The sequence below is a fragment of the Rufibacter radiotolerans genome (assembly GCF_001078055.1).
Taxonomy (GTDB): domain Bacteria; phylum Bacteroidota; class Bacteroidia; order Cytophagales; family Hymenobacteraceae; genus Nibribacter; species Nibribacter radiotolerans.
Genome location: NZ_CP010777.1, coordinates 693581 through 719224 on the forward strand (window position 1 = coordinate 693581; position 25644 = coordinate 719224).

Below are 25644 nucleotides of genomic sequence, written 5' to 3' on the forward strand. Positions count from 1 at the left end.
GTCCTTTAGGCAAATGGTTTAAAACGGAAACGACAGCTGCCCGCCCTGGTGCTTACCGTAACTGAGGTTGGAGACGGTAATGCCCAACAACCGGATAGGTTTAGCCGGGAAAGCCGGGGAATGCAGTAATTCAGCGGCAATGTCTAGGAGTACGTCTTCGGTGCGCACGTTGGAGAAGAAGGTTTTGCTACGGGTGTTGAGGGTGAAGTCATGGTACTTGAGCTTGAGCGTGATAGTCTTGCCCGAGGCCTCCAGCCGGTGCAGGTCATAGGCCACTTCCTCGGCCAGGCGCTGTAGTTCGGGCAGCATCTCTTCCTCGGTTTCCAGGTCCTGGCCAAAGGTGCGTTCTGAACCTATGCTTTTGCGTATGCGGTTGGGTTCCACGGGTCGGTCATCCTGGGCGCGGGCAATCTGGTAAAAGTAAGAGCCTGATTTCCCGAAGTGCCGGCGCAGGTCCACCTCAGACCGGGACTTTAGATCGGCGCCGGAGTGGATACCCAGCTGCTTCATCTTTGCTGCGGTCACGTCGCCAATGCCGTAGAATTTCTCAATAGGCAACGCTTCCACAAAGGCCTCGGCCTCATGGGGCAACACTACCGTGAGCCCGTCGGGCTTGTTTTTGCCCGAGGCTACTTTGGCCAGAAACTTATTAAAGGATACCCCCGCCGAGGCCGTTAATTGGGTTTCATTATAGATTTCATTCTTTATCCGCTGCGCGATAAGCATGGCAGACTTGAGCGCAGGCTTGTTCTCGGTGACATCCAGGTAGGCCTCGTCCAGGGAAAGCGGTTCCACCAGGTCTGTGTAGCGCAGGAAAATCTCGCGTATCTGCCGTGACACCTGTTGGTACACCTCAAAGCGGGTGGGCACCATGATCAGGTGCGGGCATTTGCGCAGGGCCACCTGGGCCGGCATAGCTGAGAAAACCCCGAACTGCCGGGCCTCATAGCTGGCCGCCGCTACCACGCCCCGTGCTTTAGTGCCGCCCACCGCCACTGGTTTGCCGCGCAGAGCCGGGTTGTCCCGTTGCTCTACAGAGGCGAAGAAGGCGTCCATGTCTATGTGAATGATTTTGCGCACGGCAGCAATTCCTTTTAATCTTAAGTAGGTGAGGCAGATTATTTTGTTTCGCCTATATTTGACGGCACAGAGGTCCAACTAGATTTTTTATCCCTGATTCTCAGGGGAAAACAATTAGCGGTTTTTCTTTGTAAAATGAATCATGAACTTGTGGCGTTAGAGAACGTACTTGCGAAGTTAACTTATGAAACCCGCATGGACCTTGTAACAACGCAGGTTCTTTTTATTTATGCTTTCAACAAACCCTTTTAAACCCCTTTACCTATGAAAATCAAATCTTTACTGTCTCTTTTAGTTTGCGGTGTGGCTAGCCAGTTCATTATAGGCTGTAGTTCAAGCCAGTACTTTGACTTTAGTACACCAGCAACTACGTACCATAAAGCTGCTCCCGCGCCAGCGGCAGTAAGCCCGGCCACTTCAGTAGAAACAGCGGCACCAGCGGCAGTAGTAGCGCAGGCAGAACCAACCCAGGCGGTTGCCCCTCTGGCTGCCTCAAAAGCGAAAGCAGCACCAGCCCTGGAAGCCAATGCGGCTAAACCGGTTGCCTCCAGAGAAGTAGCCCGTACTGCTCCGTTAACCTCGGCGGCCGTAGCTTCTGCCTTAGAAGCCAACCCTAACGTGACCGAAATGGCCAACAACCTTTCAACTGCCTCCAGCAAAAAAGAGGTGAAAATGGCCACCAAGAAAATCATGCGCGAAGCCAAAGCCGCCAAAAAAGCCAATGCTTTAAACCAATACGTGAAAATTGGTTTGATTCTGTTGGTAGCCGGTGTGATTCTGGGTATTCTACCAGGATTAGGTGTAGTAGGTACCCTGGTTGCCATTGTAGGTCTGGTATTTATCTTACTGGGCGTCCTGGAGATGTAGGGCAAGCTCTACTATCTTTCATCAAACAGAAAGGCATTCCTGCAAAGGAATGCCTTTCTGTTTTTAGGGTGTTTTCGTGAAAACAGGTTTAAAATGCAGGTTCCAGAAAATAGGCCTTTATCCTAGTCATTTATCCACCAAAGCAAAACCAGAGTACCCAAAATTTATAGCCAATCAATAATCTTGGGTAGAGGAAAAAGAAGGCCGGGTGTGTTTTAGGGCTGTTTTTACAAAAACAGCCCTAAAACACACCCGGCCTTGATCTTATGAAAAAAAAGAGTTTTCCAGTAGGTTATTGGTTTCCCGTCATGCCGCCGCCGGTGCCATCCTGTTGCGGCATGCCCATCTTGCGTTCGCGCTGCTGTTGGTACTGCTGAAACTGCGTCACAGATAATACACTACGCAAAGACTCCAGGCGGGTGGCACTGATCTGGTCCATGGTGGCTTTCAGTTTGCGCGGATCACTCTTGTGGTCTTTTTTGGCCTGCTCCAATTGCTTAATGCTGGACAGGTTGATTTCTTTCACTTTGGTGGCCTGGGCCGAGTTCAGTCTAAGCGCCTGGGTCATGGTGGCCGTCATTTTCTGGGCGCGGGCATCTGGGGTGATAGCGGCCGTCTGGGCTTGGCTGGTAAGCGTGATAAAGGCCAGGGCCAGCAGTAAGCTTAATTTTCTCATAGTATTCATGTATTCAGGCATTGAAATAAAAACAGAGGGAAATTGGTTCCAAAATAACAAAGCCATTGGCCTGGGCTTGGAGCCCAAAAGCCAAAGTTACAAAAACCGGGCCAGCCTCCTTACAGGATTTTTGCCGTCAATTGCCGCCCTTGCCTTGAAGGGTTTCACTGAATTTAGCCGTATCTTTGATCTTTAGTATTCTGCTGCCAGAACGCAGCAAAAGGGAAATTAAGTCTTTTTCAGAACGATTATTTTAGCATGCCAGAAAACCATTTCAAGAAGATTGCGGGGGAGCTGCAGGTCAATCAGAAACAAGTAGAAGCCACTGTGGCCCTGCTGGACGAGGGAGCCACCGTGCCCTTTATTGCCCGTTACCGGAAAGAAGTCACCGGAAGCCTGGATGAGGTGTTCATCGCCGCCATCCGCGACCGCGTGGAGCAGCTCCGCGACCTGGACAAGCGCCGCGAGAGCATCCTGAAATCCCTGAAAGACCAGGAAAAACTTACCCCGGAGCTGGAAGCCCAGGTCTTGGCCGCCGAGACCATGGCCGTGCTGGAGGATATTTACCTGCCCTTCAAACCCAAGCGCCGCACCAAAGCCACCATCGCCCGCGAGAAAGGATTGGAGCCACTGGCCCAAACGCTGTTTGAGCAGGCCAACGTGGACGTTGCCGCTGAGGCCGCCAACTTCCTCTCAGAGGAAAAAGAAGTAAAATCTACCGAGGAAGCCTTAGCCGGCGCCCGGGATATCATAGCCGAGTGGGTGAACGAAAACCCGGAGGCCCGCGCCAGCATCAGAAACCTGTTTGAAAAGAAGGGGCAATTCAAAAGCCGCGTCATTCCGGGTAAAGAGGAAGAAGGCCAGAAATACAAAGACTACTTTGAGTGGGACGAAGCCATTGAGAAAGCTCCCAGCCACCGCATTCTGGCCATGCGCCGCGGCGAAAAGGAAATGGTGCTCATGCTGGATGCCCAACCTGAAGAGGAAGCCGCGTTGGCCGTGTTGGAGCGCCAGTTCGTGAAAGGCAATAACGCCGCCGCCGAGCAAGTGAGACAAGCCGTGAAGGACAGCTACAAACGCATGCTGCGCCTGAGCATGGAAACCGAGGTGCGCCTTTCCTCTAAAAAACGCGCCGATGAGGAAGCCATTAGAGTATTCGCCGATAACCTGCGGCCAATGCTTTTGTCTGCGCCATTGGGCCAGAAACGCGTACTGGCCATTGACCCTGGTTTCAGGACCGGTTGTAAAGTAGTAGCCCTGGACGAGCAAGGAAAGCTGTTGCATTACGAGGCCATCTTCCCGCACAACGGCGCGGGCCAGGCCACTACCGCCGGGCATCAGGTAATGGCCATGTGCGCCAAGTACCAGATTGAAGCTATTGCCATTGGTAACGGAACCGCCAGCCGCGAGACCGAGACCTTCGTGCAGAAACTGGGCCTGCCTAAAGAGATTGCCGTAGTGATGGTGAACGAAAGCGGGGCCTCTATTTACTCGGCGTCAGACGTGGCCCGCGAGGAGTTCCCGGACCAGGACATCACTGTAAGGGGAGCCGTTTCCATTGGAAGACGTTTGATGGACCCATTGGCCGAACTGGTGAAACTAGACCCGAAATCCATTGGGGTAGGGCAGTACCAGCATGACGTAGACCAGAACGCTTTGAAACATAGCCTGGATGACGTGGTAATGAGCTGCGTGAACGCCGTGGGCGTGGAGGTGAACACCGCCAGCAAGCAGCTGTTGACCTACGTGTCTGGTCTGGGTCCGCAACTGGCGCAGAACATAGTGGACTACCGCAACCAGAACGGTCCGTTCAAAACCCGCAACGAACTGCGCAAAGTGGCCCGCTTGGGTGACAAAGCCTTTGAACAGGCGGCTGGCTTCCTACGCATACGCGGCGGCAAGCACCCCCTAGACTCCAGCGCCGTGCACCCTGAACGCTATGAACTGGTAGAGCGCATGGCCAAAGACCTGGGCGCCACAGTAGAAGACCTGCTCAAAAACGCTGACCTCCGCAAGCAGATTGACCTGAAGAAGTATGTTTCTGACACGGTGGGTCTGCCTACCTTGCAAGACATCCTGAGCGAACTTTCTAAACCCGGCCGTGACCCGCGCGAAAGCTATGAGGCCTTCAGCTTCACTGAGGGCGTGAACGAGATCAAAGACCTGCGCCAGGGCATGAAACTACCGGGCATCATCACCAACATCACCGCCTTCGGGGCGTTCGTGGACATTGGGGTGCATCAGGACGGTCTGGTACACGTGAGTCATCTCTCAGACCGCTTTGTGAGCAACCCGCATGAGGTGGTGAAAGTGGGCCAGAAGGTAGAGGTAACCGTGCTGGAGGTTGAGGTAAGTCGCAAGCGCATTGCCCTCTCCATGAAAGCAGATCCGCAGGCGGCCGCTAAGCCAAGCCGCGGAAATGACCGCAAGCCGGGCAACACCAACAACACCGCCAAACGCGAGGCGCCGGTAGAGGAAGAAGACATGGCCACCAAACTGAACAAGTTGAAAAACATGTTCCGGTAGAAGTTGCTAAATAAAAGGAGGAAAGGCCGGAGGAAAAATCTTCCGGCCTTTCCTCCTTTCTTCGGCGGTACGCCGTGGGCCTACCTTCTTTTATCCCAAGGGGAAATGCGAAAAGCAGACCCGTTTCCGTTTACTTTCTAAATATGGCAGAAAGAAGCCCTGGGTTTCATGGTTTCTGTTCTTAGTACCATTGAATTATTCGTTCCCTGCAAAACCTATTTCTGCCAAAAAAGTTAATACAATGGGTAAGTATGCCTCCGTATTTACTACATTGTGCAAGAGATTGGTGGGGAGAGCAAGTGCATTTAACTATGGCAGACACAGAATCATTCCTTAGACTGGAGACAGACCGGCCGCACCACCTCCTGGTGTTGCACTGGCAGGACTTTGTGCCCAGTGAAACCTACCGCGAAGGTATGTTGGAGGGAATTCAGATCTCCAGAAGGGAGGGCATGGAGAACTGGATCATGGACATGAAACTCATGAAAGTCATCCGGCAGGCCGACCAGGAATGGACTATTGCCAGCTGGTTTCCGCAGTTTCAGTTATTGGGGGTTAAGCGTCTGGCCTTTGTGGTCTCTGATGATATCTTTAACCAGATGGCCGTGAGTAGCATGATTGCCACCTTGCGCCCCAGGTTCCAGGCCGAGGTAGAGTATTTCCAGGAGTTACCGGCCGCCCTGCGCTGGGCCCAAGAAAATGGCGGCGGAAGCAGCGTTTCCAGCCTGTTTTCCGTAAAGTAGCCCTAAAACAAACTTCCATTACATGAACAGCAATAAGAAAGTTAAGGCTCTTCTTCCCCTGGAGGGCGGGCGCTTTGTGGCCCTGGGCGTTTTTGTGAAAGCCGCCGAGGAGCAGAACTGGTCTGAACGCGCCATCCAGGACGTTATAGATGAAGTAGTGGAAGCTAGCGAGACCGAGGCCCTGGCCCTTTTGCAGTCGTTAACCGAGGCCTGATATACCCTTTTCTATGCCGATAAGCCCCAAACTGGAAGCCAAACTCAGCAAAGTCTATGCCCCAGACAGCCGGATAGAAGATATCTTCGCGGGCAATGACCTCACCTTTATCACCGACAAGCAAGGGCACCCTATCACGCTGTTCATTGGCAAGCGCCGCCCAGACGGGGCCATTACCGGTGAGCGTTACGTGCGCAGAATTCAGTTTGACCAGGACGGCTCTACCATCAAATCCAGCCACTGGGAAGCCAAAGGGAAAGTCACCCGCTCCTGATTTGGCTCTATTTTCCGGAAAATAGGCTGGAAACCTTCGCCTTCAAACCGGCGCCCAAAGGAAACCAAGTCCTTAGGCTGCCCTGAAAATTCCCGCTTCTTTTACGTATTCCCACTTCTTTCCAGATTCTGATTCGTAATTGCGGGGAGACCCCGTGCCTATGAAAATACTAGTGATAGAAGACGAAGCCCAGATGCTGGAGACCCTGGTGCAATCGCTTCAGCAGGAAAAGTATCTGGTAGAAACCGCCACTGACTATGAAAGCGCGCTGGAGAAAGTGGGCGTATACGCCTATGACTGCATTCTACTGGACATTACCCTGCCCGGCGGCAGCGGCCTGGCCATTCTGGAAGAACTCAAGAAACAGCAAAAGACCGAAGGCGTGATCATTGTGTCAGCGAAAGATTCTGTGCAGGATAGGATAGCCGGTTTAGAGCTGGGCGCCGATGATTACCTGTCCAAGCCCTTCCACATGGCCGAACTCCATGCCCGCGTAAAATCTGTGTTGCGCCGCCGGAAATTTGACGGACAACCCCTGGTCCAACTCCACAACCTCACCATTGACCCCGAAAAACACCAGGTATGGGTGCAAGAGGAAGCCGTGGTGCTTAACCGGAAAGAGTTTGATATTCTGCTGTATCTGGTCAGTAACAAAGACCGGCTGGTCAGCAAGACCGCCCTTGCGGAGCACGTCTGGGGCGACTACATAGACCAAGCCGACAACTACGAGTTCATTTATTCCCAGATCAAGAACCTCCGCAAGAAACTGAAAGACCACGGCGCCGGCGTAGAAATACAGGCCATCTATGGCATTGGGTATAAACTGGTGACCCTATGAAACTGCTCAACCATGCCACGGCGTATTTCGCGGGCCTGCTGCTGCTGGTGATTACCCTTTGGGCGGGGCTTTTCTACGTGAACATGCTGGACGAGATCTATGACAGCATGGATGACGGCTTGGAAAACCAGAAGATCCTGGTCATGCAACAGGCCCTGAAAGACAGCACCGTGCTGGCTCAGAAAGAGTTTGACGCCGGGTATTACAAAGTCCAGGAGATCTCGGCGCGGCAGGCGCTTAAGGCCACCGACCTCTACCAGGACACGCTCATGTACATGCAGAACGAGAAAGACTTTGAGCCGGTGCGCATGCTCACCACCGTATTCCAGCGGCAAGGGAAGTACTACCAATTGCGCCTCATCACCTCTATGGTGGAGGAAGATGACCTCATTGAAGATCTGCTGTACTCGCTGCTATGGCTGTATATAGGCTTAATAGCCACGCTGTTGCTGCTTAATAATCTGTTATTGAAGCGCATCTGGCGGCCCTTCAACAACCTGGTGCGCCACCTGCGCACGTTCAAGCTGGAGGATGCCAAGCCCTTGCCGCTGCAGAAAACCTCCATTGAGGAATTCCAGCTCCTGAACCAGACCGTAGACAAACTGCTGCAGAAGAACGTGGCCACGTACCAAAGTCAGAAAAGCTTTATTGAGAACGCATCACATGAGTTGCAGACCCCGCTGGCTATTAGCCTGAACAAGCTGGAACTGCTCGCTGAGACGCAGCCCCTCCAGGAAAACCAACTCCTGAAGATAGGCGACGTCATGGAAAACCTGGAGCGGCTCACCCGCCTGAACAAGTCCCTGTTATTGCTATCCAAGATTGAGAACCAGCAGTTTGTGCAGGAAGAGGAGGTGGCGCTGCCCGAGATCATTCAAAAAGCCGTGTCCGATTTCTCAGACCAGATTGCCTTTAAGCAAATTTCACTGGAACTGCAGTTGTCTGAAGGCGTGACCCGTAAAATGAACCCAGACCTGGCCTTGGTGTTGGTCATGAACCTCCTCAAGAATGCCCTTGTCCATAACGTGCCGGGCGGGTTTATTCAGGTGGACCTCACCAGCCAAGCCCTCTCCATCAAAAACTCCGGACCGGCCGCACCTTTAGACGCCTCCAAAATATTTACCCGCTTTTATAAAGACGCAAACGCCACGGCCTCTACCGGCTTGGGGTTGGCCATTGTGCAGGCCATTTGTGCCCATTACGGGTTTAAGATTCAGTACACCTACCAGCAGGGGCATCTGTTTACCATTTCCTTTCCAAAGAAGGAGCACCCAACTCGCTTTTCAAAACCGGCTTCAAAAAAGTCTTCCTTGTAGGATAATTCCCAATTGTTTCCTGTTTTGGGTCAGAACTTTGGCACATCAACTTGAATGATGCAAAAAGAAAGACCTAAGAAAACGATGTTTTTATCCTTGCTGGTGGTCAGTAGTACCCTTTGGGGCTGCAGCCAGAAAATAACCGTATCCAATTTACCTTCCTTGGTGAAGAACTCACTGCAGGCCAAGTTCCCGGCGGCTACCGCCATTGAGTGGGAGAAGAACGGCGCCAACTACGAGGCAGAATTCCAAATGGCCCAGGTGGAATACACCGCCCTGTATGATTCCACAGGACACCTTATTTCCTACAAGCAGGATATTCTGGCCCCCGAAAAGCCAGAAGCGGTGGCCCTGGCCCTTAAAAAGGAGTTTCCTACTTACCAGTTAGATGACCTGGAGAAACTGGTACAGGGTGATTCTGTCTATTACCAAGTGGAGCTGGAGGAGCATCTGAAAGAAGTGAAACGCGTTTACGCCGCTAACGGGGCCTCGGCCTCCATCCCTTACTGGGATTAAAAGCCCTTTCTGTTTTGGGCCTGTTTTCCTGAAAACAGGCCCAAAACAGGAAAATATCAAACCAGATCAAATCTCCCAAATATAAAGAAGTGCCGGCCCAGAAGTATTCCTGGCCGGCTGTACCCTAAACATTTAAGACTATGAAACGATTGCCTTATATCATGCTCAGTGCAGTGCTGTCATTTTCCCTACTCAGCTGTGAGCAATTAAAGGCCTACGCCACTGAAGACGGAAAACCCAAAAAAGAGAAAAAGAACAAAAGGGTAGAACCGGCCTCGCAGGCAGTGCAGGTGGTGCAGAAATGGGAGGTGCCGCCCATTCTCCAGGAAGTATCCGGTATTGTGTACATGGGCAACGGCCGGTTTGCCTGCGTGCAGGATGAGGCCGGGGTTATTTTTATCTATGACACCAAAACCAGGCAAATTGAGCGGCAGATAACGTTTGGCGCCGCCGGCGACTATGAAGGCCTTACCCTGGTAGATAACACCGCCTATGTGGTACGCAGCGACGGCCGCTTGTTTGAGGTCAGTAACATTCAGGAGGCCAACAGTAAAGTAACCGAGCACGCCACGCCGTTAACCCCAGAACATAACGTGGAGGGCCTGGCCTATGACCCACAGGGGAAACGCCTGCTGCTGGCTATCAAAGGCGAGGAAGCCAACGGCTCCGACTACAAAGGCGTGTATGCCTTCAACCTGGACACCAAGCAACTGGTGGCAGAACCGGTATTCAAACTGAACCTGAACGACCAGTTGCTAGCAAAGCAGAAAGCCAAGACCCTGGCAAAGAACTGGCAGCCCTCAGAGATTGCGGTGCACCCCGTTTCGGGCCAGATCTTCCTGCTGGAGGCCACCAACCCCCAGTTGTTTCTCCTGAACCCAAACGGGAGCATCAAAAACAGGTTTAAGCTAAGTGATGCGGCGTTCTACAAACCCGAAGGGATTGCCTTTAGCCCGACCGGTGACCTGTATATCTCTAACGAAGGGAAAAAGGACCCCGGTAATATTTTGCACGTGAAGGTAGAAGGGGTAGAGTAAGCCTCTGGCCCAAGCAAATAAGTAAAAAGCGTTTAGGGCCTGTTTTCTCAAAAACAGGCCCTAAACGCTTTTTGTCTTTTCCAGAATTTTACCGGAACAGCTCATTCATGGGTTCCCCGTCGCGCTTGGGCATGGGTACCTGCAGTAACTGCGCGATGGTGGCAGTGACGTCTACCTGAGACCTGGATTGAGTGGGTTGCTCCCCGGCTTTCACTTTAGGGCCCAACACCAGCAGACTGATCTTGCGGCAACCCTCGCAGTTGTCTCCGTGGTTTTTAAACCGCATGCCCGCGCCGGTGTGGCGGCCATGGTCATTGGTGATGAAAAGGGTAGTGGTGTTTTTGTAGTGGGGTTGGGTCTGCAGCCATTTCCAGAACTCGGTTACCCGTTTGTCGCTCTGCTGAATGGCGTTAATGTAGCCTTCCCAGTTGCCGGCGTGCCCTTGGGTGTCCGGTTCCCTTAGGTTAATGAGCACCAGGCGCGGTTTGTGTTTGGTTAACAGTTGCCGGGCAACGCGCAGCGTGGTAGTGTCATCGCGGTACCCGGTACCCAGGCCCTTTACCCCGCAGTTTGCGGCCGGGGCGAAACCGGCGGCCGCATCCGTGCTTTTGGTGCGGGCCAGAATCTCCAATTTGTCCTTGCTGGTAATGATCCAGGCATCGGTGGCCGGGGCGCCGGTGTGCTGGCGGTAATAATGGAAAACAGAAGGCAAATCCGGAAGCTCGGTGCCGTCATTGCTCATGTTCTGGTGGTGCCCCGTGGTCAGCGCCACGTGGCCTGGGTTGGTAAGCGTGACGCCCTTGTTGTAAAACGCCGGATAAAAGGCCCCATTGGGTACCAGATCCCGGGCCATGTTGGGCACGTTCTTATGCGTAGGGTCTCCCCAGGAATCTGCATATCGCACGCCGTCTATTACCACCACTACCACATTCTGGGCAGCCGGCCCAGCAAGTGTTGAGGCCGACGCCTGTAAGGTAGGGTAGGAGGAAGACTGGCAAGCGGCCAGGGCCACCACGGCAATAGCCAGCTGCAGAAAAGGTCTCAAAGCGATGCTTCTCATAAGAGTAAGGGAGGTTAGGGGTACAGGAGGTACTTAGACCTAACCTTTTTGAAATAGTTTAATTCATCTGCCCAGGAGGCGATGATGGCTTGCGGGGCATCGCCGGCCTGCAGGCGCTTGCGGGTCACGTCTGTTTTCCAGAGGCCGTCCAGCCGAACGGGTTTCCATTCCAGCTGCGTAGGGTAAAGGGTCTTGAGCGCGTGCATAATGTAGACCGTGGCCTCAGCCGACTCAAACTTGCTGCGGTCGGTGACAATGACCTGGACGGCGGGGCAGGTCTGGCCGACAAACTTGGGCGGGTAAATGCGTATGCCGTCTACTACGCTGTCTGGTTTGAACTGCGCAGCTTTAAAGGTCACCCCGGCCAGTTTATAACTGTTCAACTGGCGGGCCAGTTTCTCACTGTCTACCCAGGGCGCGCCAATAAACTCAAAAGGCTGCATAGTGCCGCGGCCCTCAGAAAGGTTGGTGCCTTCCAGAATACAGGTGGCAGGGTATAGGGTGGCGGTAGTGAGGTTGATCATATTAGGCGAGGGCTTTACCCAGGGCAGGCCGGTCTGGTCAAACCACAGGCTACGCTTGTAATGTTGCATGGGCACCACAATGAGTTCGGCCTTAGGTAGTTTTTTGAGAGCCCGCTCGCCGTTGAACATGCGTGCCAGTTCGCCTATGGTCATTCCGTGGGTGATGGGCAAATAGTTGGGGCCTATCACGGGTTGTTTGGCATTGGTGCCCACGCCCCCGTCCACGTACAGGCCGGTAATGGGGTTGGGCCGGTCCAGGACAATGATCTGCTTTTTGTTTTCGGCGGCCGCCTCTAGTAAGGAAGCCATGGTGGCAATGTAGGTATAGTAGCGGGCGCCCACATCCTGGATATCAAAAATAAGCACATCCACGTCTTTCAGCATCTCAGCCGTAGGCTTGCGCACTTTCCCATACAAGGAGATGACTTTGAGGCCGGTTTTAGGGTCCATATCATCGGCTACGTGCGTGTCTGCCTCACCCCTGATGCCGTGCTCCGGGCTGAAGAGTTTCACCACCTTCATGTCTGAGCGCTGGTGCAGCAGGTCCACAATGTGGCCTTTGTCAGGCATGAGGCCAGTATGGTTGGTAAGGATGGCCAGCCTCTTGTTCTGGATGTACGGGAGGAACTCTGGGGTGATCAGCCGCTCAATGCCAATGACCACGCGGGCAGCAGAAGGGGCGGGTTTGGTTTTATTAGCCTGGGCGAAAGCGTTTAGGCAGAGAACCGAAAAAAGCACCAACAGGAAAAGGGGTCGGAAAGGGGAGGATGTCTTCATGCCTACAATATACACAAGTTGCGAAGCCCCTCTTGTTGTAGACTGCTGTTTTAGGCCAGTTTTTGAAAAAAGAGACTTAGCGCAAGGTATAGCTACAGAGCGTGACAGTAATACCTGGGCTTAGTTACTGTAGAGCAACAGCTTTTCTTTATTGCCCGGGAAGCTGAAGGTTTTTCTGAATACCAAGCCAATTTTCTCTAGCAGTTGGATGGAGTTCTTGTTGTAGGGCATGGTGATGGCTGATATTTTGGTTAGTTTCAACTGGTTTTGGGCATAGGCTAAGGTGGCGCTGGCTATCTCGTAGCCGTAACCTTTGCCCATGAAATCAGGCAGCAACGCAAAGCCAATGTCTGGGGTGTCCAGGTTCTCACGGTTAATGATACCGCACAGCCCTATGGGTTTCTGGTCTTCCTTGCGGGCCACCAATGATGGCCCGTATCCATGCTGCTCGTAGCTTTTCAGGGGGCCATTAGTCAGGTAGAACCTGGCCTGGTCTTGGGTTTGTATGTTTTTGTCGCCAATGTACTGCAACCACCCTGGGCTGTTCACCAACTCTATGATAAAAGGCGCGTCTTCCAAGGAGAATTCTCTTAGGGTCAGGCGGTCGGTTTCCAGGATATAGGTCATAAAGCGCAGAGCAAAATACAAAGTAAGAAAGTTAAGGAAAAAGGATTTTGCTTCTAAGAACTTGTTTAAATTTCTGTTTTGCTCGCGAAAAAGGCCTGAGTAAGGTTCTGCGGAAGCGTTTTTAGAAACGCATAACAGCGCTATGGGGCAATAAAAAGGGGAATGTAGGTTCTTGATATGGAATTTTGCAGCGCAATAGAGAAATTTAAACATGCTCTAAAGCTGAACCTGCAAAGTTTTTAGAAATTAATCCTCGCAATACTTTATGCTTATGGAGTTGTTTGTAAGATTGCCTCTTATAAACCCTCGCCGTAGGCGAAATGCTTGTTGACAGTTACCGGCAGCTTACCCTGGGGCTTGAGGCCACCGGTCACTAACCTGGCCGCGGCCACCTGCACCGCCGACAGTTGCTGGTACCCCACCACCAAAGACGTGGCCTGGTGAATGTCTGGGAATTGGTTCAAGGTGTAGGCATTGTCAAAGAGTACCACCACGCACCGCTTTTTCCGGATGAGCTCGTTGACCAGGGCCCGTTCCTCTGGCGAGAAGCGCAGGTTGTTGCTGGGCCTGATGCTGGGGCCGTAAATACTGATCACGATCAGGTCAAACTTGAGCAGCCGCCTTCTCAGCTTCACCAGATCGCGCTTTACCGTCTTGCGGGGCAGAAAAATGTCAATGGCAGAGAGCTTGGTCTTCAGTCTTTTCTGGAAGGCGGTTTGTTTGGAGGCTCCCACGGCCAGGCTTGCCACCTTGCGGCGTTTACGCTCTTCCACCGGTACCAGGTGATGCTTGTTCTTAAGTAACGTGAGGGAACCCTGGGCCAGGCGCTTGAGCGTTTCATGGGCGTGCGAGGTGTGCAGGTCCTGGTACAGGCTGTCCAGTTTAATGGGCTCATATTTGTTCAACCCCACCCAATGCTTGGCGGCTAAAACCTTCTTGCAGCGCTTGTCAATGTCCTTCTGGCTCAGGCGGCCCTGCCGGATGGCGAGCTTGATGGCGGCCAGGGCCTTGGGCACATTCACCAGGCGCTCCAGCACGTCGTTGCCGGCCTCCAGGGCCATTACCTCGGCCTCGCCAGGCGCGAAATACTTGGTCACGCCCTTCATGACCATGGCATCGGTGAAGATAAGGCCCCTAAACGCAAGCTCCTTTCTGAGCAGACCCGTCACAATGGGTTTAGAAAGCGAAGCCGGGAGGTTAGCTGTGGAATCCAATTTAGGCATGTGTATATGGCCCACCATGATGCCGCCCACGCCACTTTGGATCAGGTGTCGGAAGGGGTAAAGCTCCAGGGAGTCCAGGCGCTCGCGGCCGTAAGGGATCACGGGCAGGTCATAATGGGAATCTACGTTAGTGTCGCCGTGGCCGGGGAAGTGCTTGGCGGTGGCAATGATGCCGTTTTCCTGCATGCCCATCATCTGGGCCAGGCTCTTAGAACTCACGTCGTTTTTGTTCTCCCCGAAGGCCCGGTAGGAGATAATGGGGTTTGCCGGGTTGTTGTTGATGTCTACCACCGGCGCGAAGTTCACATGCATGCCCAGCCGCTTAAACTCAAAGGCCATCTCGGTGCCCATCCGGTAGATAAGGCTGTCATTGTTGATGGCCCCTAGTAGCATGGGAAGCGGGTACTGCATGGCGCTGTCCATGCGCATGCCTACGCCGTTTTCGGCGTCCATACCAATCCAGAGGGGTATTTTAGAGACTGCCTGCAGCCGGTTGGTCATCTTGGCCTGCCGCACGGGCCCGCCCTGGAAAAAGATGATGCCGCCAATCTTGTAGCGCTTGATGAGCCTGATCACATCTGCTTCGTGCTGCGGACCCTGGTTAGAGAACACCTCTACCATCATGAGCTGCGTGATGCGCTCATCTGGGGTCATGCGCTTAAAGACCGAGTCTACCCACTTGTTTTTGCGGTTAAGGGCGGTGATCAGGGCATTGGGGTATTTAATGGTGTCTTCGGGTAAGATGGGCTGGGGTTTGAAGACCACCGTTTCCTCGGCGTGCGGTTTCTTTTCTTTACAGGAAGCAAAAGAAAGAGCAGCCAGCAGCGCGGCAAGGCAATAAACGAGAAAGGTATTTTTGTTAACCGAATCAGGAATCATGTGAACAGGCAAGAAACGCTTCTTTGAGCAACCACCCAAGATGGGCCATGGAGCAAGAGCCTTTCCCTTACGCGGGAAAATGCGGCAGGGTTAGGTAAATCTATCTGAATAGACTACGCCCACACCCTGCCGTTATTGCCTTGTTTTTTAGAAAACAGCCAGAAAACAGAATATTACTTGAATATCTCCGCAAAGAAAGTTTTCATGGCCTCCCAGGACCGGCGGTCGGCGGTGGCGTTGTAGGCGGCGCCTTTGCTGTTGTCATTCCCGGACTCCGGGTTGGTGAAGGAGTGCACCGCGTTGCTGTAGGCAATGAACTGATAGTCTACCTTGGCCTCGTTCATTTCTTTGAAGAAAGCGTCTACCTCTTTCTGGGGCACATAGGGGTCAATGGCGCCGTGGGCGACCAATACCTTTGCCTTCATTTTGCCGGCTGTCACCGGTACCGTGGTGCCCAGGTTGCCATGGAAACTCACTACCCCGGCCAGGTCGGCGCCGCTGCGGGCCAGCTCCAGGGCAGTGTACCCGCCAAAACAATAGCCAATGGCAGCCACCTTGGCAGGATTCACCGTGGGTTGCTTCTTGAGTTGGGCCAGGCCTGCGGTCACGCGTTGGCGCAGCAGGGGATTGTTGCTTTTGTATTTTCCGGCCTCGGCACCAGATTCCTGCGGCGACTTGGGCCTGATACCTTTGCCGTAGATATCAGCGGCAAAGGCCACGTAGCCCATTTTGGCCAGTTGCTCGCACCGTTTTTTGGTGTAATCATTAATGCCGTTCCACTCGTGCACTACCAGCACGCCCGGGCGCTTGCCTTTCAAAGAGGCGTCATAGGCCAGATAGCCCTCCAGGGTAGTGGAGCCGTCTTTGTATTCTACCAGTTGGGTTTTGATCTGCTGTTTCTGGGCCGAAAGCTGGTTCATAAAAAAAAAGGAAAACAGTAAAAACGCATAGAAGGACTTTGCCATAGCGAATGTTGGGTTAGGTTAAGGTTAGAAAAGAAGTCTGCACCAGAAAAAGAATGGGGTAGGCTTAGATTACTTTAAACTAGCCCTGTTCCTAAATGTTTTGTCGGGTGGCTTTCTTCCGGGATACCAAAGACGGAAAATGTTTATCCTGGGAGCAAAGCGGGCTACTGGCACTAAAATCGTACAAATGCCGCCATGCCAGGGCTTCCGTTTTGCCATGCCGGCGTGAGCTGAATCCTTGGCCCAGAAAGGTGCCCTTTTAACCGCTGATATCCCCAGTAGGTGGCCTTTCCGGTCAGGTACCCAATGGTGGCGCCGGCCAGCACATCTGAGGCCCAGTGCTTGTTGTCATTGATCCTGGACAGGCCTACCAGCGTGGCCACACCGTAGGCTACGGGCGGCACCCACTCGCTGTCATGGTACACGGACGAGATCACCGAGGCCGCCGCAAACGCATTGGAGGTATGCGACGAGGGAAGCGACGTGTTTTGGCCGGCCCCCGAGGCGCCGTCAAACAAATGGCTGTCCTGGGTGACGCAGGGCCGGTACCGCTGGAAATTTTTCTTGAGTTGGTCGGTGACCAGGGCATTGACATAGAAGCTGGCCAGCCCCACCACGGCTGCTTCCCTCAGTTTTGGCCGCCTGGCCACTGCCCCAATGGTGAACATGGTGGCAAAAGTGGCGTGCAGGGGCAGGGCCGTGCCCAGAGGCTGCACCAGGCGGGCGGTTTCATTGGTGAAGGCGTTGCGGTGCTGCTGCGCGAAGGTCATAATAGGCCGGTCATACTGCTGGTAAGATCCAATAAAAAAGCCGGTCACCGCAATGGCAGAGGCCGCCCCTACCAGCAGGGTGTGGTGCTTCTTCACCCAGGTTCTATTGGGGGCAAGTTGGTGAAGGGTGGTGTCAGAGACTTCCGGCGGCGAGGTGGGTAAAAAGGGAACAGAGGCATGGGTAGCGCTCACAGTAAAGAGCAAGGCAAACAGCAGCAGCAAAGGCCTCATAGATTCTTCTGAAAATAAATAGCGTGGTTAAAATTTGGTTTCCAGTTACTCATGAAAGGCCGCTTTGGTCTGGGCCGAAGTTGTGTCTGCTTAACAATAATGCTCCTTTCCCGCTTTGGCAGACAGGGAAACTGCCTGGCTGTTTTAGGCCTGTTTTCTGCAAAACGGCCCTAAAACAGAACGCCCAACCAAAAAAAGGATGGGCGATCATATCAAGGGCTATGCCTCATGGGTTTGAAAGTAATTAAGTTAGTTGTTGTCCTGCATTTTCTGTTGGATGGCCTGCTGTAACTCCATCATGTGCGGTTCTACCTTGGCCTGGCCAATCTGGGTGCTTTTCAGGTTAAGGGTGCCTTGGCGCATGGCCAGTTTCTTGCCGGTGGGGGTGCGGTAGAACAGGTTCATGTCCTTCAGTTCCTTCTCCGTGAACTCCGTCATATACAGCTGGATCATGTCTTCTTTTACCGCCTCCCAGTTCATATATTTAGAGAAGAAGGAGCGTACTTCCATCTCGGCCACTTTCATGGCTGGCACCTGTTCCATTTGCAAGGTAAGCATTTGTTGCAGGTTATCGTCAAGGGTTTTAGGAGTGCCCATGGTCAGGAGCAGGGTTTCGGCAGCCTTGTAGTGGCTGCTTTGGGTTTGCGCCATAGCACTGCCCACTGAAACCAACAGCAGGGCAACCCAAAGGGTAAAGTGTTTTTTCATCAGAAAGAAATATTTGTAATTAGATACGTAATAGAGGGGGCGAAAGCCGATATCTTAACGAATTCTTGAGAATAATCGCCGGTCTCAACCACCACGCCGCTCTACCGTAAGAGCGGGAAGAACTCGGCCAAAGCAGGCTTATCCCGTGAATAAAAAACCGTCCTATGAAAATCGTTAAAAAAGAGACCGCCTACCAGGGGCATTACCGGTTGCAGGTATATACCATCCAGGACCAGGGCAAAGAGTATGAGCGGGAGGTGTTCCAGACGGGGCAAGCCGCGGCGGCCCTGGTGTATAATACCAAGCGGCAGAAGTTCATCCTGGCCAAACAGTACCGCCCTGCCATAGAGCAGGAAATGGTGGAGGCCGTGGCCGGGATGCTGGACAGCCCCGATGAGAAACCCGAAGAGGCCATCATCCGCGAGATTGAGGAGGAGATAGGCTACGCCGTAGACAAACTGGAGCGCATTAGCGAGTTCTACCCGTCACCAGGGGCCTTCTCAGAGAAGATCTACCTGTTCTATGCCCAGGTCAGCAAGAAGACAAGCGAGGGCGGCGGAAAAGACGAGGAGCATGAAAACATAGAGACCCTGGAGCTGGACGCCCAGGAACTGGCAGAATACACTTTCTTGGATGGCAAAACCCTGCTGGCGGTAGAATGGGCCAAGAATAAAATCCTGCCCTCTTTGCAAAATGCAAAAGCCAAAAAGTAACTATAGCCCGGTTATTTCAACTCTGAGCCTACTCTCCCGTAAACAGGTACTCAAGTTTATACCTAACCTATAACCTGACGATACAATGGAAGAGCAAAATAAAAACCAGGGAGCCGCCAACCAAGGCGGAAACGATGCTAACCAAGACGCAAACCAAGCCGGTGGCGGTTTCGCAGACCATAACTACGGCACCAAGGCAGAAGACGGCAACACCGCCAACTATGACGCCGAAGGTAACCTTGACGTGAACGACGCAGGGGGCAACCTGGACAAAGGACAGGCCAAAGACGACATAAACGGCGGCGGTGATATCCTGGGCCGCCAGGGCGGAGGCACCGGCGAAAGAAACCTGCACTTAGGCACCGAGGCTAACAAAACTGAGAAACACCCCCAACATGGCGCCGAGAGCGATAAAGATACCGGTTACGGGACCCATGCCGGCGGCTTAGGCGATAGCCACAGCGGCTTCAAGGGCAACCATAACGGCAACGACGGAACCGGCGGCGGACGCAGCAGCGGACACGCAGGCCACGGAGGCGACCCTAAAGACCATAAATACTCGCCTAACAAAGGCGGCAAAGACGAGAACGCTGACCCTAACGTAGCGGGTAGAGGCGCCAGAAAAGACTAACAATACCTATAAGAAAGAAAGGCCTGTTTTCAGTTAATGGAAGCAGGCCTTTCTGTTTTGGGCCCGTTTTTCTTAAAATGGGCCCAAAACAGAAAGGCCTGCCAGATTTCAGGCTATAAAAAAGTATCTTCTATGAAAATAAGCAGGTAAGGAATTAAATCGCTCTGCGGCAGGTTATGGTGAAGATTTAAAAGAAAAATCATCTTTTAACTTGAAATTATTATTAAGTTGAGTAACTTAACCTTCCCCTCTGTATAATGTGTTGGCCCTCATACGTATTCTATGGTTTTTAAAAGCCCATATTTCAGTGTGGTGATTCCGCTTTACAACAAAGGCAGGTACGTGGCCGCCACGTTGGCGTCTGTCCTGCAACAAACCTTCACCGACTTTGAGGTAATTGTGGTAGATGACGGCTCTACAGACAATGGCCTGGAGGTGGTCCGGTCTTGCCCAGACCCCAGGGTGAGCGTGGTAGTGCAGGAGAATATGGGCGTGTCGGCGGCCCGTAACCACGGCATTAGAAGGGCTAAAAGCGACTACATTGCCTTTTTAGACGCAGACGACCTGTGGGAGCCTACTTACCTGGGAGAAATGAAGCAGCTGATGGATAGCTACCCGGGGGCAGGTTTCTATGTCTCGGCCCATAAGATTGTAAAGAAGAGCAGGGTCTTTGACTTGCCCTACACCCTGGCAGAGGGAGCTATAGAAAACTACTTTAAAACCGAACTGGAGGAAAGTATCACCCGTCTTTCGGCCACGGTAGTGCCACGCGCCATCTGTGAACAGGTAGGTGGTTTCCCTCAGGGCATGGTAAGTGGCGAGGACAGTTATTTCTGCGGCAGCATTGCCATTAGGCACCCGGTAGTGTTTACGCCTAAAGTGCTGGCGGTCTATAACCAGCAATACAGTGGCATAAAGGACCGGCACTTTAGAGGAGACTCCTGCTCAGAGAAATGGTTTGATCTGGTGGAAGCCGGAGATTTCTACCGCAATGAGTTTATTGCCAGCAAGGTGATTAAGGCCGGGATCAGGAGTGCGCTGTCGCTGCAAAAAGAGAAAAGCCGTGAAATTGAGGCGAAGTCTTCTTTCACCACGCTGTTCAGGAAGAAATGGAATTACCTGTACTTCTTAAACCGGATGCCGTCCTCTACCATTAACCTATACAAAGAGATAAAGCCGTACTTGAGTTTTTAAGTCTCTTTATACTATTTTAAAAAATATACGTATAGTACCAAGTTGTCTTGATTTTTTGTAGATCTCAGGACCTTCCTGCTCTCCCCGGCAATCAATACTAATGCAGGCCAAATGCAGCTATTGCTATTGTAGGCACCCTGACGCTTGAAACTACCGCCACCACCAACCTCTTCTCTATGCCAGCCGCTTCTTCTAAATGGGATTGGGAGATCAACAACAAAACCACGTTCTGGAGCCATAGCGCGCAGGAACTGTGGGCCTACCGGCATTTGCTGGCGGGGTTGGTGAAGCGCTACTTCCTGCTCCATTACAACCAAACCGTGCTGGGGCCGCTCTGGATCCTTTTCCAACCCATTCTTACCCTGGTCACCTATGTATTGGTGTTCAATAAACTGGTAGGCATCTCTACCGGTGGCTTACCGCCCGTGGTTTTCTATGCCTCCGGCATTGTGCTCTGGAATTTCTTCAGCGACGGTTTTACGGGTACCTCCAACACCTTCAGGGAGAACATTCAACTCTTCAGTAAGGTGTATTTCCCCAGAATCATTATGCCGCTTTCTGTGGTGAGCACGCAGTTCCTGCGCTTTTTGCTGCAATTGGTGATGTTTCTGGGAGTGCTAGTCTATTACAGCGTTGTGGTGGGGTTTGACTTCGGGGTCACCTGGAACATTGTTTGGTTGCCCTTGGCGGTGGCCCTCATTGGGCTGTTTGCATTGGGCCTGGGCCTGCTGTTTTCAGTGCTTACAGCCAAGTACCGTGATATCACCAACCTGGTTACCCTGGGCGTACGGCTGCTCATGTTTGTCACGCCGGTCATTTACCCCGTGGAAACCATACCTGAAAAGCTTAGATGGATAGTGCAGCTGAACCCGCTTACCTCTTTGTTTGAATTGTTCAGGCTGTCTTTGTTAGGGCAGGGGGTGGTTACGCCGTTGCAATTGCTTTACAGTTTTACCGTAACTGGGCTGGTCTTGCTGGGGGCGCTGCTGTTCTTTAATAAACAGGGGGATAGGTTGATAGATGTAGTATAAGCCAGAAAAGAGCCATGCCGGAAACCGTGATCAAAGTAGAGCATCTGTACAAGATGTACCGCCTGGGTACTATTGGCACAGGTACGTTCCGGCGCGACGTGCATCGGTGGTTTTCTACGGTCCTGTTAAAAAAAGAAGATCCGTTCAATCCTTTGGCGGACACCGGCGGACCCGCCTCCAATGCTTCTATTCTAGCCCTGCAAGACATCAACTTTGAGGTAAAGCACGGGGAAGTCATTGGCATCATTGGCAGCAATGGCTCCGGGAAATCTACCTTACTTAAAATTATTTCACGTATTGTACGCCCTACCCAGGGTACCGTGAAAGGCAAAGGCAAAGTAAGCAGCCTGCTGGAGGTGGGCACCGGTTTCCACCAGGACCTGACCGGCCGGGAGAACATCTACATAAGTGGGTACATCCTGGGTATGAGTAAGGAGGAGATCAGACGCAAATTTGATGAGATTGTCGCCTTCTCTGGGGTAGAGCAGTTTATAGACACGCCCGTGAAACGGTATTCTTCCGGCATGTATGTGCGCCTGGCCTTTGCCGTGGCCGCCCACCTGGAGCCAGACATTCTTATTGTAGATGAGGTACTGGCCGTAGGTGACGCCGATTTCCAGAAAAAGTGCCTGGGCAAGATGCGGGAGGTGTCTCAGGCCGAAGGCCGCACCATCTTATTTGTAAGCCACAGCATGCAAGCCATCAAAAACCTATGTGACAAGGCGCTTTGGCTTAATAAGGGGCAATTGCAGGCGTTTGGCGGCGTAGGGACCGTGGTCAATAAATACCTGACCAACTCCCAACACACCAATTTTAAACAATACTGGCCAACGCCAGAGGAGGCTCCCGGCAACGGGTGGGTACGGATAAAGTCAGTGGAGTTGGTTCCGCAGTTGGCGCACCCTGAAGATCCCTTAGACATCAGGGTTCCGCTCACGGTCAGGTTTCAATTCTGGTGCCTGAAGGAAAACGTGGTGCTCAGCGCAGGGCTCCTTCTTTTTACCTCCGCCGGCGAATGCGTGTTTGACGTGCCGTCTCCTACCACCCTTAGCCAGGTAGGCCTCATGGAGGGAGAGTGCACCATTCCCGGAGATTTTTTGAATGACGGCTCTTATTATATCTCCCTCAATTTTGTGAAAGACACCTCGGTGCCCTTGTTTGATTTTGAGGAGTGCCTCTCTTTTGACCTGGAAGATTACCGGGGCAACATACAATGGTATGGCAAATGGTGGGGATCGGTGCGGCCCAAACTCCCGTTTCTGTTAAAGCAATCTGAAATGGTCCTGGAATAAATCTAACGCCTATGGAAACGCAGTACACCTATCAGATCCGGCATATTCAGTTGCAGCAGCCTTTGTCTCTTCCTGCGCTGGAGGAAGACCGGGGAGGGCAATACCTGGTGTACTGGTGGCAGTCCATCCCGTTGGGCCACTTGTTCCTGGAGCCAGGTACCGTGCTTTCTTTTCAGGAGTACCAGGAGCGGGTCTTATACGCGGTCAGGCCTTCCCTGGAATTTTATGCCCAGCGGAGTCTGGTTTCTGTACCTGAAAAACCAAATGGATTGCCCTTGCAACCCCTGACAGACTGGGTTAATGACCTGGAGGTCGTCTTGCAAGATTTCTTGCCAGAGACGCTGCCTGACCAGGTACCTGTTTCAGTGGTGATCTGCACCTGTAACAGGCCTCAGCAATTGGCGCAGTGCCTGGAGCGTTTTACGCACTTAGCGTGCCTGCCCCAGGAGTTACTAGTGGTAGACAATGCCCCAAAAGATGACGCAACCAAAGAAGTGGTCCGGCAATTTGCGGGGGTACGGTACGTGCGGGAGCCCCAGGTAGGATTAGATGTGGCCAGAAATACCGGGGCGCGGCTGGCCCATTACCCGGTGGTGGCCTTTGTAGATGATGATGTGACCATCCATGAGGCGTGGCTGTACCAGGTCTGGGAAACCTTTCAGGACCCTAAGGTAGCAGCCATGACAGGCCTTGTCTTAGCCGCCGAGTTAAAGTCTGAGGCCCAGTGCATCTTTGAGAAGCACTGGAGCTTTAACCGCGGTTTTCTGGATAAAACGTTTGAGGCAGAGTTCTTCCGGTCTACTTTCAGGAAGGGCCCGCCGGTCTGGAAAATTGGGGCCGGGGCTAATATGGCCTTCCGGAAGTCTGTGTTTGAAGACGTAGGGTATTTTGATGAATTACTGGATGCCGGGGCGGCCGGCTGTAACGGCGATTCTGAGATGTGGTACCGTATTCTGGCCAAAGGACACACCATTCACTATAACCCCAGAGCCGTGGTTTTCCATGCGCACCGTGAAGGGGTTCAGGAGTTAAAGAGACAGATTTTTAACTACATGCGGGGCCATACGGTGGCTGCCCTGGTGCAACGCCAGCACCAACGGGCCGGCTACCTGAAATACCTTATCAAGTTGTTTGTGGTTTCCTACAGCCGGTCTGCCGTTAAGGGTTTCCCTGCATATAATTTTAGATACAGAACCCTTTGGGCTCAGATTACCGGGGTAGTGGCGGGCTTTGGGTTTTACCTTAAGCACAAAGTAAGCCAGGGAAAAATCACCATGAAGTAAGATGCCGGAAGAAACTACACTCTCGGGTCAGCCTTTGGTATCGGTTATTATTCCGTGCTATAACCAGGGCCGGTTCCTGCCCAAGGCCATTGAGAGTGTGCTGCGGCAGAGTTACCGGCGTACAGAGGTTGTGGTGGTGAATGACGGGTCTTCTGACCAAACGGAGGAAATAGCAAAGGCATACCCTGGCGTAACGTATGTCTACCAGAAAAACCAGGGCTTGCCCAGCGCCAGGAATACGGGCATAGTCAACAGCAAAGGAGAGTTTCTGCTGTTCTTGGACTCAGACGACTGGCTTTATCCCAAAGGGATTGAAGCCAGTGTGCAGGCCTTGTTAGCGCAACCGGAAGCAGCGTTTGTGTCTGGTACGTTTGATGCTTTTTACATGGACGAGCATGCAATAAAGGAAGGAATGGTGCCGGTAACAGACAATCATTACTGCCAGTTGCTGCAAGGAAACTACATAGGCATGGTGGCAACGGTCCTTTTCCGGAGGAAGGTATTGGAGGAGTTTTGGTTTAACCCGGCCTTAAAGAACTGCGAGGATTATGACCTCTACCTTAGAATTGCCAGGGAATACCCGGTCTATCATCACTTGCAGAAAATAGCAGTGTATAGGTTTCATTCCGCCAACATGTCATCTAACATCCCTAAAATGCTGCAAGGGGCTTTAGATACTATAAAACGGCAAAAGGCCGGGCTAAGAACTGTTCAAGAAAAGAAGGCTTATAACAAGGGACGGCTGTCCTGGAAGAAATATTATTGCAAAGAACTATATGAATACCTTAAAAAAACGAAAACGCCGGCCACCGCCGAAATGCTTTCTGCTTTTTTAAGACATAGACCTCAATATCTCCTACAATATTCTATTAAAGCCAACAAAGCCATGCTAAGGACTCAAGTAAAGAAATTGGTGCCAGCCTCCTGGTTACGGTACTTATACAGAGGAAACCTTTTGAAAAACTACCTTCCTCCGGTTGGGCATGTAGATTTTGGTGATTTCGCCCTGACCAGGCCCTTCAGCAGGCAATTTGGCTATGATAGAGGCGGGCCTATTGACCGGTATTACATTGAGCGTTTTCTGGAGCAGGAGTCAGCGGGTATAACCGGACGGGTTCTGGAAATAGGCGACAATGAATATACCTTGCGGTTTGGTGGCACGCGAGTTACCCAGAGTGATATCCTGCATGTAGATGAAACCAATCCAAAGGCCACCTTCATCGCAGACATCAGCCATGCCCCGCAAATCCCGGATAACAGCTTTGATTGTATTCTGCTCACGCAAACCCTGCACCTGATCTATGACTTTATGGGCGCGCTAAAAACGTGTCACCGTATCTTGAAACCAGGCGGGAAACTGCTCATGACGGTGCCCGGTATTACACCCATAGACCATGGGGAATGGAAGGAGATCTGGTACTGGGCCTTCACAGATAAATCTGTAAAACGAATGATGGCAGACTCCTTCCCGAACGGGGGTGTTCATATTTCTACCTATGGCAACGTGTTTGCGGCCAGCGCCTTTCTGTATGGCATGGGTCTGCCCGAAGTGCCGGTAGAGAAACTGGAGGTTCAGGATCCTCAGTTTCAGGTAACCGTGGCGGTAAAGGCAGTGAAGGCGGCTCTATGATTACAGCCAGGCTAAAGAG

The 25644-nt window shown here is 52.4% G+C and carries 25 protein-coding genes; 16 read left to right on the forward strand and 9 right to left on the reverse strand.

The genetic code is table 11. The annotated features are described in order from the left end of the window. Nucleotides 1-18: 18 nt before the first annotated feature. Nucleotides 19-1080, reverse strand: a complete 1062-nt coding sequence (dinB, locus tag TH63_RS02930; RefSeq protein WP_076606388.1) for a DNA polymerase IV — start codon at nucleotides 1078-1080, stop codon at nucleotides 19-21. A 264-nt stretch (nucleotides 1081-1344) separates the two neighbouring features. Between dinB and TH63_RS20215 the strand changes: the two genes are divergently transcribed. Continuing rightward, nucleotides 1345-1947, forward strand: a complete 603-nt coding sequence (locus TH63_RS20215) for a hypothetical protein (protein ID WP_156180333.1) — start codon at nucleotides 1345-1347, stop codon at nucleotides 1945-1947. Nucleotides 1948-2239: 292 nt separating this feature from the next. Here TH63_RS20215 and TH63_RS02945 read toward each other — a convergent pair whose 3' ends face one another. Further along, entirely contained in the window at nucleotides 2240-2623 is a 384-nt protein-coding gene (locus TH63_RS02945; protein ID WP_076606586.1) for a hypothetical protein, read from the reverse strand. Nucleotides 2624-2881: 258 nt separating this feature from the next. On the opposite strand from TH63_RS02945, the gene TH63_RS02955 reads away from it, so the two are divergent. The 8 genes from TH63_RS02955 to TH63_RS02990 all read left to right on the forward strand — a co-directional run bounded on the left by TH63_RS02955 (nucleotide 2882) and on the right by TH63_RS02990 (nucleotide 10087). Continuing rightward, on the forward strand, nucleotides 2882-5149 hold the full coding sequence (locus TH63_RS02955; RefSeq protein ID WP_048919620.1) for a Tex family protein: 2268 nt from the start codon (nucleotides 2882-2884) through the stop codon (nucleotides 5147-5149). A gap of 311 nt (nucleotides 5150-5460) precedes the next feature. Beyond that, nucleotides 5461-5892 carry a hypothetical protein gene (locus TH63_RS02960; RefSeq protein ID WP_048919621.1) on the forward strand — a complete coding sequence of 144 codons (432 nt, stop codon included), beginning with the start codon at nucleotides 5461-5463 and terminating at the stop codon, nucleotides 5890-5892. A gap of 22 nt (nucleotides 5893-5914) precedes the next feature. Continuing rightward, nucleotides 5915-6106, forward strand: coding sequence for a hypothetical protein (locus TH63_RS02965; protein ID WP_048919622.1), 192 nt, complete (start codon nucleotides 5915-5917; stop codon nucleotides 6104-6106). A gap of 13 nt (nucleotides 6107-6119) precedes the next feature. Beyond that, a complete protein-coding gene (locus tag TH63_RS02970; RefSeq protein WP_048919623.1) occupies nucleotides 6120-6380 on the forward strand; it encodes a hypothetical protein in 261 nt (86 codons plus the stop codon). A gap of 160 nt (nucleotides 6381-6540) precedes the next feature. Next, entirely contained in the window at nucleotides 6541-7218 is a 678-nt protein-coding gene (locus TH63_RS02975; RefSeq protein WP_048922549.1) for a response regulator transcription factor, read from the forward strand. Then, on the forward strand, nucleotides 7215-8534 hold the full coding sequence (locus TH63_RS02980; protein ID WP_048919624.1) for a sensor histidine kinase: 1320 nt from the start codon (nucleotides 7215-7217) through the stop codon (nucleotides 8532-8534). Before TH63_RS02975 ends, TH63_RS02980 begins: the two co-directional genes overlap by 4 nt. A gap of 84 nt (nucleotides 8535-8618) precedes the next feature. Next, on the forward strand, nucleotides 8619-9050 hold the full coding sequence (locus tag TH63_RS02985; protein ID WP_076606587.1) for a hypothetical protein: 432 nt from the start codon (nucleotides 8619-8621) through the stop codon (nucleotides 9048-9050). A gap of 140 nt (nucleotides 9051-9190) precedes the next feature. Further along, entirely contained in the window at nucleotides 9191-10087 is an 897-nt protein-coding gene (locus tag TH63_RS02990; RefSeq protein WP_082161533.1) for an SdiA-regulated domain-containing protein, read from the forward strand. 88 nt (nucleotides 10088-10175) lie between these two features. Here the strand turns inward: TH63_RS02990 and TH63_RS02995 are convergent, their stop codons facing one another. From TH63_RS02995 to TH63_RS03025, 7 genes are all read right to left on the reverse strand, one after another. Then, nucleotides 10176-11147 carry a sulfatase-like hydrolase/transferase gene (locus TH63_RS02995; protein ID WP_048919627.1) on the reverse strand — a complete coding sequence of 324 codons (972 nt, stop codon included), beginning with the start codon at nucleotides 11145-11147 and terminating at the stop codon, nucleotides 10176-10178. A gap of 14 nt (nucleotides 11148-11161) precedes the next feature. Next, nucleotides 11162-12448, reverse strand: a complete 1287-nt coding sequence (locus TH63_RS03000; RefSeq protein WP_076606389.1) for an exo-beta-N-acetylmuramidase NamZ family protein — start codon at nucleotides 12446-12448, stop codon at nucleotides 11162-11164. 120 nt (nucleotides 12449-12568) lie between these two features. Beyond that, on the reverse strand, nucleotides 12569-13075 hold the full coding sequence (locus tag TH63_RS03005; protein WP_048922550.1) for a GNAT family N-acetyltransferase: 507 nt from the start codon (nucleotides 13073-13075) through the stop codon (nucleotides 12569-12571). 296 nt (nucleotides 13076-13371) lie between these two features. Continuing rightward, nucleotides 13372-15177 carry a glycoside hydrolase family 3 protein gene (locus tag TH63_RS03010; protein ID WP_053093724.1) on the reverse strand — a complete coding sequence of 602 codons (1806 nt, stop codon included), beginning with the start codon at nucleotides 15175-15177 and terminating at the stop codon, nucleotides 13372-13374. A 173-nt stretch (nucleotides 15178-15350) separates the two neighbouring features. Continuing rightward, on the reverse strand, nucleotides 15351-16142 hold the full coding sequence (locus TH63_RS03015; RefSeq protein WP_082161534.1) for a dienelactone hydrolase family protein: 792 nt from the start codon (nucleotides 16140-16142) through the stop codon (nucleotides 15351-15353). A 173-nt stretch (nucleotides 16143-16315) separates the two neighbouring features. Next, on the reverse strand, nucleotides 16316-17143 hold the full coding sequence (locus TH63_RS03020; RefSeq protein WP_048919629.1) for a phosphatase PAP2 family protein: 828 nt from the start codon (nucleotides 17141-17143) through the stop codon (nucleotides 16316-16318). Between the two features lie 249 nt (nucleotides 17144-17392). After that, nucleotides 17393-17851, reverse strand: a complete 459-nt coding sequence (locus TH63_RS03025) for a DUF2059 domain-containing protein (protein ID WP_048919630.1) — start codon at nucleotides 17849-17851, stop codon at nucleotides 17393-17395. 164 nt (nucleotides 17852-18015) lie between these two features. Here TH63_RS03025 and TH63_RS03030 point away from each other — a divergent pair, with 164 nt between their 5' ends. From TH63_RS03030 to TH63_RS19900, 7 genes are all read left to right on the forward strand, one after another. Further along, a complete protein-coding gene (locus TH63_RS03030) occupies nucleotides 18016-18564 on the forward strand; it encodes an NUDIX domain-containing protein (RefSeq protein WP_048919631.1) in 549 nt (182 codons plus the stop codon). Between the two features lie 85 nt (nucleotides 18565-18649). After that, nucleotides 18650-19195, forward strand: coding sequence for a hypothetical protein (locus tag TH63_RS03035; RefSeq protein WP_048919632.1), 546 nt, complete (start codon nucleotides 18650-18652; stop codon nucleotides 19193-19195). A 282-nt stretch (nucleotides 19196-19477) separates the two neighbouring features. Continuing rightward, a complete protein-coding gene (locus tag TH63_RS03040) occupies nucleotides 19478-20389 on the forward strand; it encodes a glycosyltransferase family 2 protein (protein WP_048919633.1) in 912 nt (303 codons plus the stop codon). Between the two features lie 176 nt (nucleotides 20390-20565). Further along, nucleotides 20566-21420, forward strand: coding sequence for an ABC transporter permease (locus TH63_RS03045; protein ID WP_076606390.1), 855 nt, complete (start codon nucleotides 20566-20568; stop codon nucleotides 21418-21420). 14 nt (nucleotides 21421-21434) lie between these two features. Then, on the forward strand, nucleotides 21435-22712 hold the full coding sequence (locus tag TH63_RS03050) for an ABC transporter ATP-binding protein (protein ID WP_048919634.1): 1278 nt from the start codon (nucleotides 21435-21437) through the stop codon (nucleotides 22710-22712). 11 nt (nucleotides 22713-22723) lie between these two features. Continuing rightward, entirely contained in the window at nucleotides 22724-23995 is a 1272-nt protein-coding gene (locus TH63_RS03055; RefSeq protein ID WP_048919635.1) for a glycosyltransferase family 2 protein, read from the forward strand. Between the two features lies 1 nt (nucleotide 23996). Beyond that, nucleotides 23997-25625 (forward strand): glycosyltransferase, encoded by a 1629-nt coding sequence (locus TH63_RS19900; protein WP_076606391.1) that lies wholly within the window; start codon nucleotides 23997-23999, stop codon nucleotides 25623-25625. Nucleotides 25626-25644 lie beyond the last annotated feature (19 nt).

Bases quoted from the DNA above. Each gene is read 5' to 3' on its own strand.
- TH63_RS20215 (WP_156180333.1), top strand. From the start codon at position 1,345: ATGAAAATCAAATCTTTACTGTCTCTTTTAGTTTGCGGTGTGGCTAGC.
- TH63_RS02945 (WP_076606586.1), bottom strand. From the start codon at position 2,623: ATGAGAAAATTAAGCTTACTGCTGGCCCTGGCCTTTATCACGCTTACC.
- TH63_RS02955 (WP_048919620.1), top strand. From the start codon at position 2,882: ATGCCAGAAAACCATTTCAAGAAGATTGCGGGGGAGCTGCAGGTCAAT.
- TH63_RS02960 (WP_048919621.1), top strand. From the start codon at position 5,461: ATGGCAGACACAGAATCATTCCTTAGACTGGAGACAGACCGGCCGCAC.
- TH63_RS02965 (WP_048919622.1), top strand. From the start codon at position 5,915: ATGAACAGCAATAAGAAAGTTAAGGCTCTTCTTCCCCTGGAGGGCGGG.
- TH63_RS02970 (WP_048919623.1), top strand. From the start codon at position 6,120: ATGCCGATAAGCCCCAAACTGGAAGCCAAACTCAGCAAAGTCTATGCC.
- TH63_RS02975 (WP_048922549.1), top strand. From the start codon at position 6,541: ATGAAAATACTAGTGATAGAAGACGAAGCCCAGATGCTGGAGACCCTG.
- TH63_RS02980 (WP_048919624.1), top strand. From the start codon at position 7,215: ATGAAACTGCTCAACCATGCCACGGCGTATTTCGCGGGCCTGCTGCTG.
- TH63_RS02985 (WP_076606587.1), top strand. From the start codon at position 8,619: ATGTTTTTATCCTTGCTGGTGGTCAGTAGTACCCTTTGGGGCTGCAGC.
- TH63_RS02990 (WP_082161533.1), top strand. From the start codon at position 9,191: ATGAAACGATTGCCTTATATCATGCTCAGTGCAGTGCTGTCATTTTCC.
- TH63_RS02995 (WP_048919627.1), bottom strand. From the start codon at position 11,147: ATGAGAAGCATCGCTTTGAGACCTTTTCTGCAGCTGGCTATTGCCGTG.
- TH63_RS03000 (WP_076606389.1), bottom strand. From the start codon at position 12,448: ATGAAGACATCCTCCCCTTTCCGACCCCTTTTCCTGTTGGTGCTTTTT.
- TH63_RS03005 (WP_048922550.1), bottom strand. From the start codon at position 13,075: ATGACCTATATCCTGGAAACCGACCGCCTGACCCTAAGAGAATTCTCC.
- TH63_RS03010 (WP_053093724.1), bottom strand. From the start codon at position 15,177: ATGATTCCTGATTCGGTTAACAAAAATACCTTTCTCGTTTATTGCCTT.
- TH63_RS03015 (WP_082161534.1), bottom strand. From the start codon at position 16,142: ATGGCAAAGTCCTTCTATGCGTTTTTACTGTTTTCCTTTTTTTTTATG.
- TH63_RS03020 (WP_048919629.1), bottom strand. From the start codon at position 17,143: ATGAGGCCTTTGCTGCTGCTGTTTGCCTTGCTCTTTACTGTGAGCGCT.
- TH63_RS03025 (WP_048919630.1), bottom strand. From the start codon at position 17,851: ATGAAAAAACACTTTACCCTTTGGGTTGCCCTGCTGTTGGTTTCAGTG.
- TH63_RS03030 (WP_048919631.1), top strand. From the start codon at position 18,016: ATGAAAATCGTTAAAAAAGAGACCGCCTACCAGGGGCATTACCGGTTG.
- TH63_RS03035 (WP_048919632.1), top strand. From the start codon at position 18,650: ATGGAAGAGCAAAATAAAAACCAGGGAGCCGCCAACCAAGGCGGAAAC.
- TH63_RS03040 (WP_048919633.1), top strand. From the start codon at position 19,478: ATGGTTTTTAAAAGCCCATATTTCAGTGTGGTGATTCCGCTTTACAAC.
- TH63_RS03045 (WP_076606390.1), top strand. From the start codon at position 20,566: ATGCCAGCCGCTTCTTCTAAATGGGATTGGGAGATCAACAACAAAACC.
- TH63_RS03050 (WP_048919634.1), top strand. From the start codon at position 21,435: ATGCCGGAAACCGTGATCAAAGTAGAGCATCTGTACAAGATGTACCGC.
- TH63_RS03055 (WP_048919635.1), top strand. From the start codon at position 22,724: ATGGAAACGCAGTACACCTATCAGATCCGGCATATTCAGTTGCAGCAG.
- TH63_RS19900 (WP_076606391.1), top strand. From the start codon at position 23,997: ATGCCGGAAGAAACTACACTCTCGGGTCAGCCTTTGGTATCGGTTATT.